At 69.4% G+C, this 10,244-nt stretch carries 12 protein-coding genes; 6 read left to right on the plus strand and 6 right to left on the minus strand.

All coding sequences use genetic code 11. The annotated features are described in order from the left end of the window. Positions 1 to 2 precede the first annotated feature (2 nt). Entirely contained in the window at positions 3 to 1,025 is a 1,023-nt protein-coding gene (locus tag VGT80_RS09860; RefSeq protein ID WP_327455273.1) for an AraC family transcriptional regulator, read from the plus strand. A gap of 4 nt (positions 1,026 to 1,029) precedes the next feature. Here the strand turns inward: VGT80_RS09860 and VGT80_RS09865 are convergent, their stop codons facing one another. The 3 genes from VGT80_RS09865 to VGT80_RS09875 form a co-directional block, all read right to left on the minus strand. Continuing rightward, positions 1,030 to 2,958, minus strand: a complete 1,929-nt coding sequence (locus VGT80_RS09865) for a nucleoside-diphosphate sugar epimerase/dehydratase (RefSeq protein WP_327455275.1) — start codon at positions 2,956 to 2,958, stop codon at positions 1,030 to 1,032. 277 nt (positions 2,959 to 3,235) lie between these two features. Further along, positions 3,236 to 4,399 (minus strand): outer membrane beta-barrel protein, encoded by a 1,164-nt coding sequence (locus VGT80_RS09870; RefSeq protein WP_327455277.1) that lies wholly within the window; start codon positions 4,397 to 4,399, stop codon positions 3,236 to 3,238. Positions 4,400 to 4,609: 210 nt separating this feature from the next. Next, the gene (locus VGT80_RS09875; protein WP_327455279.1) at positions 4,610 to 5,410 is read right to left on the minus strand and encodes an SDR family NAD(P)-dependent oxidoreductase; all 801 of its coding nucleotides are present in this window, start codon (positions 5,408 to 5,410) and stop codon (positions 4,610 to 4,612) included. Positions 5,411 to 5,504: 94 nt separating this feature from the next. On the opposite strand from VGT80_RS09875, the gene queF reads away from it, so the two are divergent. Then, positions 5,505 to 5,960, plus strand: a complete 456-nt coding sequence (gene queF / locus VGT80_RS09880) for a preQ(1) synthase (RefSeq protein WP_327455281.1) — start codon at positions 5,505 to 5,507, stop codon at positions 5,958 to 5,960. A gap of 318 nt (positions 5,961 to 6,278) precedes the next feature. Here the strand turns inward: queF and VGT80_RS09885 are convergent, their stop codons facing one another. After that, entirely contained in the window at positions 6,279 to 6,893 is a 615-nt protein-coding gene (locus VGT80_RS09885; protein WP_327455283.1) for a nitroreductase, read from the minus strand. An 80-nt stretch (positions 6,894 to 6,973) separates the two neighbouring features. Here VGT80_RS09885 and VGT80_RS09890 point away from each other — a divergent pair, with 80 nt between their 5' ends. From VGT80_RS09890 to VGT80_RS09900, 3 genes are all read left to right on the plus strand, one after another. Next, a complete protein-coding gene (locus VGT80_RS09890; RefSeq protein WP_327455284.1) occupies positions 6,974 to 7,588 on the plus strand; it encodes an NUDIX hydrolase in 615 nt (204 codons plus the stop codon). Between the two features lie 31 nt (positions 7,589 to 7,619). Next, positions 7,620 to 8,450, plus strand: a complete 831-nt coding sequence (cysE, locus tag VGT80_RS09895) for a serine O-acetyltransferase (protein WP_327455286.1) — start codon at positions 7,620 to 7,622, stop codon at positions 8,448 to 8,450. Between the two features lie 61 nt (positions 8,451 to 8,511). Then, positions 8,512 to 8,718 carry a DUF3126 family protein gene (locus VGT80_RS09900; protein WP_327455288.1) on the plus strand — a complete coding sequence of 69 codons (207 nt, stop codon included), beginning with the start codon at positions 8,512 to 8,514 and terminating at the stop codon, positions 8,716 to 8,718. Here VGT80_RS09900 and VGT80_RS09905 read toward each other — a convergent pair whose 3' ends face one another. Together VGT80_RS09905 and VGT80_RS09910 are read right to left on the minus strand one after the other, a co-directional pair. Then, positions 8,719 to 8,982 carry a hypothetical protein gene (locus tag VGT80_RS09905; RefSeq protein WP_327455290.1) on the minus strand — a complete coding sequence of 88 codons (264 nt, stop codon included), beginning with the start codon at positions 8,980 to 8,982 and terminating at the stop codon, positions 8,719 to 8,721. A 24-nt stretch (positions 8,983 to 9,006) separates the two neighbouring features. Then, positions 9,007 to 9,918 carry an oxygenase MpaB family protein gene (locus VGT80_RS09910; protein ID WP_327455292.1) on the minus strand — a complete coding sequence of 304 codons (912 nt, stop codon included), beginning with the start codon at positions 9,916 to 9,918 and terminating at the stop codon, positions 9,007 to 9,009. A gap of 131 nt (positions 9,919 to 10,049) precedes the next feature. Between VGT80_RS09910 and VGT80_RS09915 the strand changes: the two genes are divergently transcribed. Then, on the plus strand, positions 10,050 to 10,244 hold a 195-nt coding region (locus VGT80_RS09915; RefSeq protein WP_327455294.1), incomplete at its 3' end, for a hypothetical protein.

Below are 10,244 nucleotides of genomic sequence, written 5' to 3' on the forward strand. Positions count from 1 at the left end.
CCATGGCTGAGCCGACGGTCGGCGCGGGCTATGCGCGGGGACTGCTGGAGCTGGCGGTGTCGAAGGGCGCGGCGCGCACGGCCCTGGCCGAGCGGTCGGGAATCGAGCTCGCGGACCTCGAGGATCAGGACGCGCGCATTCCCTTTTCGAAGTACGTGGCGCTGATGCGGGCCGGCAAGGCCCTGTCCGGCGATGCCGCGCTCGGACTGCACTACGGCGACGACGTCGATATCGCCGAGGTCTCCATCGTCGGCCTGATCGGCCAGGCCGCGGCGACGCCCATGGAGGGGTTCAAGCAACTGAACCGCTACGTGCGGCTGATCGTCGAGACCGACAACGAGGGCGACGGCGACCGCTTCCAGATGAAGTCCCGCTACGGCGGTCTGTGGATGGTCGACACGCGGCGCCATGCCGAGACCTTTCCCGAGCTGACGGAAACCGCCTTCGCCCAATTCGTCTCGACGCCGCGCAGGCTCGGCCTGACCGCGCCTCTGAAGGCGGTCCACGTGACCCATTCCGATCCCGGCTATCGCGATGAATATGAGCGGATCTTCGGCGCGCCGGTCACCTTCGACGCCGATTGGAACGCCCTGCAGATCGACCCCGCCTGGGCGCCGCGCGATCTCGCGCGGCTGCCGAAATACGTTTTCGGCGTGCTCAGCGAACGGGCCGATGCGCTGCTCGAGGAGCTGCAGACCTCGAAGTCGGTCCGCGGCCGGGTGGAGAGCCTGCTGATGCCGATCCTGCATGTGGGCGAGGCCAATATGGACACCATCGCCGGGAAAATGGCGCTGTCGCGCCAGACCCTGTTCCGCAAGCTGAAGGCCGAGGGCGTCACCTTCGAGCGCGTGCTGGACGAACTGCGCCAGAGGCTGGCGCTCGACTATCTCAACGCGCGCAAGGTGTCGGTGAACGAGACGGCCTATCTGGTGGGCTTCTCGGACCCGGCGGCCTTCTCGCGGGCCTTCAAGCGCTGGACCGGGAGCAGTCCGCGGGCGATGCGCGAGCAGCGGCTGGCCGGCTGAGCCTCTAGCCGCCGACCACGACGCGCAGGTTCGGGGCGGCCCCGCTGCGCTCGCCGCGGATCTGGGCCACCAGGTCGAAGACCGCCCGGCGGACCTCGTCCTGGTCGCCCGCCTCGGCCAGGGCTTCCAGATCGGCCAGATGGGTCGCCGTCATGCGCAGCGCCGAGGAGGAGACCACCTCCAGCACCTTGGGCGCGCAGGGTTCGGCCCGCTCGGTCTCGTCCAGCAGGGCCTCGGTCAGCTTCTCGCCGGACCGCAGGCCGACGATCTCGATATCGATGTCCTTGCCGGGCGTGCGGCCGGAGAGCGCGATCATCTGGCGGGCCAGGTCCATGATGCGCACCGGCTCGCCCATCTCCAGGATGAACAGCCGCGCCGCGCCGGGTTGGCCCTCGGCGCTGGTGGCGGTGGCGTGCAGCACCAGCTGGGCCGCCTCGGGGATGGTCATGAAGAACCGCGCCATCTCCGGGTGGGTGACGGTTACCGGCCCGCCGCGCTCGATCTGCGACTTGAAGATCGGCACCACCGAGCCGGCCGAGCCCAGCACATTGCCGAACCGCACGGCGGCGAAACGAGTGCCGTTGGAGGACGACTGCGCCTGGATCACCGCCTCGGCCAGCCGCTTGGTGGCGCCCATGGCGTTCGAGGGATCGACCGCCTTGTCGGTGGAGATCAGCACCATCTGTGCGGCGCCGCTGGCCTTGGCGGCCTCGGTCACGTTCCAGGTGCCGACCACGTTGGTCAGAACCCCCTCGCAAGGGTGACGCTCGACCATCTGCACGTGCTTCAGGGCCGCGGCGTGGAAGACGAGGTCCGGCGTCTGCTGCGCGAAGACGCTGGTCACCCGCTCGGCGTTGCGCACGTCGCAGAGCGCCGCCGTGCAGGAGATGTCGGGATAGTGCTCGGCGATCTCGCGCTCGATCTCGAAGAGCGCGGTCTCGGAGAAGTCGAGCAAGGTCAGGTGGGCGCAGCTGAAGGTCGCCACCTGGCGGCAGAGTTCCGAGCCGATGGAGCCGCCGGCCCCGGTGACCAGCACGCGCCGGCCGCGGATCAGGGCGCCCACGGCGTGGCGGTCGAGCTCGATCGGCTCGCGGGCCAGCAATTCCTCGATGTTGATCTCGCGCATCGGCACCAGATTGACGCCGTCGTGGTGAGCCAACTCGACGATCGAGGGCAAGCGCAGCAGGCGCACCCCGTCGTTCTTCAGGCGGCCGAGCTGGTCGGGCGTCAGCCCCTTAAGGCGGTGCGGCTCCTCGAGGAACAGCACAGCGCGGGGATAGCGGTTCCAGCGCTGCAGGTCGGCCAGCGCCGCGTCGAGATTGTCGAGGCTGTCGATGATGCAGACGCCGCGCACCTGCTGGCCCACGTCGCGCGGGTCGGTGCCGACGATGCCGACCGGATTGAAGTTGCGGTCGTGGCTGCGCGAGACGTCGCGCAGATAGGTGTCGGCCAGGGAGGCCGGGCCGATCAGCAGCAGCGGCGGCGCGCCGGTCACCCGGTCGCCGATGGTCTTCAGCGGGGCGAAGGACTGGAAGGCGCGCTCGTGCAGGGCGCGGCGCGTCACGCGCACGCCCATGGAGAACATCATCTGCACCAGCGGGGCCATGAACAGGGTCGAGCGCGGCAGGCCGCGGGCCCGATCGAGCACGAAGACCCAGAGCAGGAACACGCCTGCGGTCAGCAGCGCGATCCGCGCCAGCACCAGCACGTCGGGGATCGACACATAGCGCCAGGGCGACAGCTCGCGCCGGAACAGCACGGTGAAGCCGCCGGCGAGCGCGGCGTAGAGCACCACCAACTGGATCAGGGTGAGGGAGGGCAGGCCGTCCAGCCCGAAGGCGGCGAGCTTCAGCGGCGCGGCGACATAGGCGAGCGCGAAGGCGGCCGCGGCCAGCACGACGTCCACGACGATAGTCTGGGCTCTGAACGCCACCCGCTCCATGGGCCGCACCCTGTCAGCTTTGCGATTTGCCAGCATAGGCCCCGGATGGTGACCGTCCAGTTGACACGCCGGAGCCCGTAACGGCCTGGCCGGGTCCGGACCGCTCGGACACCATCCGGCGGGCGCGGTCGACCTTAGGGATCACGCCATAGTGGCGCAACGACAAACGCCCCCGGGCTGGGGGCGCAGGCCGCTCTTGTCGCAGACGGTGGCGGAAGGGCGACAGTCGGCCCGGCGCAGGGAGGATCGCCGGGCCGACCGCGGGCGATCAGAACAGGAAGCCGGTCTCGATCATCGCCCGCATCTGGGAATCCTTGTTGCCGGTCGCGCCGAAGGCCGCCCCGGGGGCCGCCTTGTCGAGCTTGGTGTAGGAGCCCTCGCCGCGGATGAAGAAGGTCTTGAACTGCCAGGTGGGCGTGAGCGTCAGCGACATCGCGTTGCTCTTCGGCCCGTAGAGCAGGCTCTCGGCGCCCGAGGAGGTGATGTATTCCGCCCGGCCCGCCAGGCTGAACATCGGGGTGAAGCTGTACTTGGCCAGCACCGCCGCGCCGAACGTCGAGCCGGAGGCCGGCAGGCCCGCCTTGGTGCTCTTGGGCGTGCGGCTGTACTGAAGGTAGGGCATCACCTCCCAGGCCCCTTCGGTGTGGGTCCAGATCAGGTTGAAGATGTCGCCGTTGTTCTGCGGGGTCGGCGTGGCGAAGGTCGACTTCGAGCTCTTCTGGAACTGCGCCGAGCCGGCGAAGGCGACGGTGTCCAACTTGCCGACCGTATAGGTGATCAGGGTCGAGCCGGTGGTGAACCGATTCGAGTAGTAGCCATCGGTGACGGCCAGCGAGACGGCCCACGGCCCCTCGGTGATATTGGCCTGCACGCCGCGGCTGATCGCCGGCTCCTGGTTCCAGAGCAGGCCGCGCGCCACGTTCATGTTCTGGAAGGTGAAGGTGTACTCCGCGCCGATCAGGGTCGGCAGGATGCCCGCCTGGACGTTGAAGGCGGCGTTGGGCTGGATCTTGATGAAGGCGGTCGGCACATAGTGATAGGTCAGGTCCGGCAACTGGGCGGCCTTGACGTACGACGTGCCGAGCGAGGGCAGGGAATAGACCCCGGCCTGGACGTAGAACTGGAAGACGCCGTCGCTCTTCTGGATCTCGAACTGGGCGTTCGAGGCGTCGAACCGGCTCTTCCGGTCGCCGGCGATGGCGTTGGTCTGCGACATGCCGAGCACGGTCAGCTGACCGGTCACATAGATCTTGCCGATCCCGGTGTCGAAGCTCGTCGCATCGGCGTTGGCCGAGAGCGGCGGGGTCATGGATGGTGTCGCCTGCGGGGTCGGCGCCGGCGCCGCGGCGGGCGCGTCCTCGGCGTGCGCCGAGGAGACGGCCGCGAGCCCCAATGAGGCCGCCGCCGCACCGGCGACCCAGGTCGTCTTCAAGAAATTCATTCTAGTTCCCCTCGTTCTCCGGCCCGCTTCCGAGGTTTCCCCAAGTGCGACCGTGCGCGGCCATGGTTGCGGCGCAGCGCAGCGGATCAACGACGGGCGCCCGAGAAACAGGCGCCGTGTGACGTCTGCCAGGTTTTTGGGCGATTGAGCGCAGCGGCGCCATTCGGATGGGCGCCGCGCGGCATAAGGCCGACGTAAGGCTCAGCGGGCGACGGCGGGGGCGAATCCGAGGTGGGAGCCGGCGTCGACCAGCAGGGTCTCGCCGGTCACGTGCCGCGCGTAGGGCGAGGCCAGGAACACCGTGGCGTCGGCCACGTCCTCGGCGGTGGAGGCGACCTTCAGCGGCGTTCCGGCCGCGGCGTTGGCGCGGACCCGATCGGCCCCGGCTTCGCCCAGGCCCTTGCCAAACCAGGGCGTGTCGATGAACCCCGGACAGACCGCGTTGACGCGGATCCTGGGCGCCAGCGCCCGGGCCAGCGAGAGGGTCATGGTGGTCAGCGCGCCCTTCGAAGCCGCATAGGGCACCGAGGAGCCGATGCCGGTGACGCCGGCGATCGAGGCGGTGTTGACGACGGCGCCGGGCTGGGCGCCCGCCTCCAGCAGCGCCCGGCAGGCGCGCACCATCTGGAAGGCGCCCACCACATTGACCGAATAGAGCCGCAAGAAATCCTCGGCCGAGACGGCGTCCATGTCGGCGTGACTGGCGAAGGTGGTGGTCCCGGCGTTGTTGAACAGGGCGTCGATCCGGCCGAAGGGCTGGGCCGCGGCGGCGATCTTGCGGCAATCGGCGTCGCTGGCGACATCGCCCTGCACCAGCACCGCCTTGGCGCCGGCCGCCTCGACCTGGCGGGCGGTCTCACCCGCCTCGTCGGCGTTGTGGGCGTAGTTGATCACCACCGCCTGCGCCCCGCGCGCGGCGGTCGCCACGGCGATCGCCCGGCCGAGCCCGGTCGAGCCGCCGGTCACCACCACCACGAAATCCTTGAAATCGTCCGCGGCCATCCGCGCCTCCCAGAGCTCGTCGCCCGACTTCCTAGCGAGAAGTCCTGCGCCTGTCTCGGTTGCGAGCGCGGCGGCCCGGGTCTAAGTCGCCGCCATGGACGACACGCACCTGACCCAGCTCGGCCGTGAGGTCCGCGGCTTCGCCAGCCCGGACGAGGCGGTGCTCGAGCGGGTCCCGAACCCGCAGAAGGCTGCGCTCTATCTGGCGCGCTTCACGATCCCGGAGTTCACCTCGCTGTGTCCGGTGACCGGCCAGCCGGACTTCGCCCACCTGGTGATCGACTATGCGCCGGGCGCGTGGCTCATCGAGTCGAAGTCGCTGAAGCTCTACCTGGCCGCGTTCCGCAACCATGGCGCGTTCCACGAGGACTGCACCGTCGCGATCGGGCGTCGGATCGTCGCGGTCGCGGAGCCCCAATGGCTGAGAATTGGCGGCTATTGGTTTCCGCGCGGCGGCATTCCCATAGACGTGTTCTGGCAAAGCGGGGCCCCGCCCGAAGGCTTGTGGCTGCCGGATCAAGGCGTGCCAGCTTATCGCGGACGCGGATAGGCATCGGCTATCGGCGTCTCCGGACGAGACCAAATACTTGCCTCCGAAATACTCCGTCACGTTAAGTTGAACCTGCGTATTCGCCGGAACGCTTTTCCTCGATAAGAGCATCCACCCGGTCGATCATTGCCTCGTCGCCCACTCTCCTCTGAGGCGAAAAGCTCGGGCTGCTGGTCGCCTGGGCGGTATCGGCGCTTTGCAAACCGGATTAACGGGCATATACCTAGGATCGCCCAACTCTCCTCGGGCGTGTCACCTCAGGCCGGACGGCGCGACGCGTCGTCCGGCCGTTGTGTTTCTGGGGGGCTTCCGGGACGTCTAGTCCGACCAGCGGGTGACCAGGGCCGCGCGGTCCGGCCGCTCCCGCTCCAGCGGCGATTCCCGCGACGTTCCGATCAGCATGAAGGCGGCGACCCGCTCCCCGGCCTCGAGGCCCAGGATCGCGTTCGCGTCTGGATCGTAGGCGTACCAGTCGGTGATCCAGTTGGCGCCATAGCCCATGGCCAGCGTCGCATAGAGCAGAGTGGTTGCGCAGGCTCCGGCGGAGAGGATCTGCTCCCACTGGGGGATCGGCGTGTCGGGCTTCGGCGAGGAGATCACGGCGACGCAGAGCGGCGGGGCCTTCAGCTTGGCGAGCTTGGCGGCCGCCTGGGGGTCGTCGCGGGCCAGCGCCAGCGCCTCCAGCCGCTGCGCGAAGCGGGCCTTGGCGGAGCCTTCGAGCAGTACGAACCGCCAGGGCGCTAGCTTGCCGTGGTCCGGCACGCGGGTGGCGAGGCGCAGGAGCTGGTCGAGCTGTTCCGCGGACGGGGCCGGCTCCGTCAGCGTCACCGCCGAGGTCGATCGCCGCCGGGCCAGGAAGCGCAGCACCGCGGGCTCTGGCGTGAGCGGCAGCGGATCGCCGAACTGCGGGGCGGGCGGAAGGGCGTCGGTCAAGGCCGTCTCTTCGTCTATGGAATGCGACAGGGGCCTGTTTATGGGCCTGCGAGAGCCCACCGCAAGGCGAGCCGGACGAGATGAGCGACAAACCTGCCTGGCTGCGTCCCCACGGGACGCCCTGGAAGCGCGGTCCAGAGCGCCTGGTCTTCGAGAATCCGTGGATCCGGGTCACCGAGCACGCGGTCACGGCGCCCACCGGCCGGCCGGCGAGCTATGGGGTCGTGGGCTTCAAGAACCACGCGATCGCCGTGCTGCCGATCCACGACGACGGGACGGTCACCCTGGTGGGCCAGAACCGCTTCGCGCTCGCCGACTACAGCTGGGAGATCCCCGAGGGCGGCGCGCCGCTGGACGAGGACCCGCTGGCGGGCGCCAAGCGCGAGCTCGCCGAGGAGACCGGCCTGATCGCCGCCGAATGGCGCGAGGTGCTGCGGGCGCAGCTCTCCAACTCCGTCACCGACGAGCGGGCCATCGGCTATGTGGCGACCGGGCTCTCTGAAGGGCCCGGCGTCCACCACGCGGACGATACCGAGGCGCTTGCCCTAGCGCGCGTGCCGTTTGGCGAAGCGCTGGACGCCGCCCTGGCCGGCCATTTGCAGGACGTGCTGACAGTGGCGATGCTGCTTCGGGCTTACCATATGGCTCGGGAAGGGGCTTTGCCTGGGGCGCTGGCGCGTCTCATGCTAGGATGAGGGAGACCCGCGGATGGGCCGGGAGGAACCGATGAGCCAGCGCCTGGAGGTCGTGGATCCCGGTATTGCGCCGCCCGTCTGGGCGTCACTGCGCAATGAAGCCGCCGCCGTGGCCAAGCAGGAGTCGGCGCTGGCCAGCGTGGTCGCTGCGACGATCCTGAACCACGAGGCGCTCGGCGACGCGCTCTCCTACCAGCTGGCGCGCAAGCTCGGCGACCAGGAGCTGCGCGGCATGACCATCCGCGACATCTGCGACGAGGCCTATGAGCGCCATCCCGATCTGCTGGCCATGGCCGAGGACGACCTGAAGGCGGTGTTCGAGCGCGATCCGGCCTGCAAGGGCTACGTTCAGCCGTTCCTGTTCTTCAAGGGCTTCCAGGCCCTGCAGACCCAGCGCGTGGCCCACTGGCTGTGGGGCGAGGGCCGCGAGACGCTGGCCTTCTATCTCCAGAGCCGGATGAGCGAGCTGTTCCAGGTGGACATCCACCCGGCCACCCGCATCGGCCGCGGCGTATTCGTCGATCACGGCACCGGCATCGTTATCGGCGAGACCGCGGTCATCGGCGACGATGTCTCCATGCTGCAGGGCGTGACGCTCGGCGGCACGGGCGCGGAACGCGGCGACCGCCACCCGAAGATCGGCAAGGGCGTCCTCCTGGGCGCCGGCGCCAAGGTGCTCGGCAACATCCTGATCGGCGACTACGCCAAGATCGCCTCCGGCTCGGTGGTGCTGAAGCCCGTGCCCGCCGGCTGCACGGCGGCGGGGGTGCCGGCGCGCCTCGTCAACTGCCCGACCTGCGACGAGCCGGCGCGCAGCATGGACCACACGCTCGCCGAGGCGGTGTACGACTACGTGATCTGAGGTTTATCGGACGCGCGTGACCGGCTAGGTTCGCCGCCGCTGAGACCAAGGAGCCCCTGGCGTGGACGAGAAAGACATCCGCAAGATCGAAGGCCACCTGCGCGGGACCTTCGCCAATGCGCGGATCGCATTGCGCCCCCGGCCCAAGCAGAAGGACTCCGCCGAGGTCTATGTCGGCGAGGAATTCATCGGCGTGGTGTTCCAGGACGAGGACGACGACGGCTCGTTCATGTTCGAGATGGCCATCCTCGCCGAGGACCTGCCTTAGCTACTTCTTCGCTGGCGCGCTCGGGGCGGTCGCCGTGGTGGTGTTGACCGGCCCCGAGCCGTCCACCGGCGTCGAGGTGGCGGTCGCCGCCTGCTGCGCCTGAGATTGCAGCTGGGCGTCGGGCACCTTCGAGGGCGGCGCGTCGGTGGTCACCGTGGCCTTGGCGGTGCCGGTGTCGGCCGTGGCCTCGCGCTTCTGGCTGCAACCGGCCAGCCCGATCATGGCCGCACAGGCCAGCCCTAGTCCCAGATAAGCCGCTCGCATGGCGGTCCTCCCTCGTTTGCAAGCTTAAGCTTGAGCGTGGGCGGAAGGTTCCGTCGCGGGCCTGAGGCCCAGCTCCGCCGCACGCCTGCGGGCGCGCACCTCGACGCTGTTCTTCAGCGCCCAGCGCAGGACGCCGCCCAGGCTGCGGGCCGCGGCGCGGAGGGCCGGCCGGCTCACCGGGGCGGCGCGGAAACCGTGCATCTGCGCGGCCCAGGGCGGCAGCAGGTCCTGCGCGGCCTGGAAGATCAGCTTCATGAACGGCGCGATCGCCGGGCTGGCCGCCCGCTGGTCCAGCAGCGCGCGCGCCACCTCGCGGGTGCGCTGGTCGTAGCCGAGGTCGGGCCGCACCTCGCGGAGATAGGCTTCCACGGCGGCCCGGGACTTCGGGACTTGGGTGGCGCCCAGCTTCTCGGCGACGAGGGCGGTCTCGGCGAAATAGCGGTCCTGATCGGCCGGCGGCAAGCGCGGGTCCTTGTAGCGCAGGTAGGCGGCCAGGAAGGAGCTGACCTCGGCCACATGAATCCAGGTCAGCAGCTCCGGATCGTTGGCGGAATAGGGCGTTCCGTCCGGCATGGCGCCCTGCACGCGGTCGTGGATCGCCTGCACATGGGCGATCAGGGCCGTGGCCTCGTCGGCGGAGCCATAGGTGGTGCCGGCGATGAACCGGGCGGTGCGGCGCAGCCGGCCGGTCATGTCGTGGCGGAAGTCGGAGTGGTCCCAGACGCCGGCGAGCGCGCGGGGATGCAGCATCTGCAGCAGCAGCGCCGCCACGCCGCCGATCATCATGGCGGTGAAGTCGCCGTGCACCCGCCAGCACACCGAGTCCGGCCCGAAGAAGCCGGCGTCGGCGGTGCTCTCCAGGAACGGCGTATCGCCGCTCTTGCGCCCGACGAGGCGGAGCACCTGGCCTGCAATGGCGTCGCGGAGCGGGGGCATGGGACTGGGATGGAGGTAGGACGAAAGCAGGGCCGGCGCCAGCGGGGGCGGCTAGAGTTCAAGAGTTCTTGCTTTGTGCTTGACCCTGTAAGCCTGGATGTGGAAGCCTCCGCCGCAGCGAGAGGGAAGACATGGCCTATCTGATCGGCGGCTTCGTCGGCGGCGTCATTGCGATGTTTCTGCTTAGCCGGCTGACGCTGTGGTTGTTCAAGCGATTGGGCGACAACGAGAAGCGCATCTCGGCGGCGCATGCCACCGCCTACGCCATCGCGGTCATCGCGGGCGGGTTTGGCTTCGCCAACGGCGGGCCGCCCCGCTTCCTGTAT

The organism is Phenylobacterium sp., from assembly GCF_035944335.1.
GTDB lineage: Bacteria > Pseudomonadota > Alphaproteobacteria > Caulobacterales > Caulobacteraceae > Phenylobacterium.

Bases quoted from the DNA above. Each gene is read 5' to 3' on its own strand.
- VGT80_RS09905 (WP_327455290.1), bottom strand. From the start codon at position 8,982: ATGCGAGCGGCTTATCTGGGACTAGGGCTGGCCTGTGCGGCCATGATC.
- cysE (WP_327455286.1), top strand. From the start codon at position 7,620: ATGAGCCAGCGCCTGGAGGTCGTGGATCCCGGTATTGCGCCGCCCGTC.
- VGT80_RS09890 (WP_327455284.1), top strand. From the start codon at position 6,974: ATGAGCGACAAACCTGCCTGGCTGCGTCCCCACGGGACGCCCTGGAAG.
- VGT80_RS09910 (WP_327455292.1), bottom strand. From the start codon at position 9,918: ATGCCCCCGCTCCGCGACGCCATTGCAGGCCAGGTGCTCCGCCTCGTC.
- VGT80_RS09860 (WP_327455273.1), top strand. From the start codon at position 3: ATGGCTGAGCCGACGGTCGGCGCGGGCTATGCGCGGGGACTGCTGGAG.
- VGT80_RS09875 (WP_327455279.1), bottom strand. From the start codon at position 5,410: ATGGCCGCGGACGATTTCAAGGATTTCGTGGTGGTGGTGACCGGCGGC.
- queF (WP_327455281.1), top strand. From the start codon at position 5,505: ATGGACGACACGCACCTGACCCAGCTCGGCCGTGAGGTCCGCGGCTTC.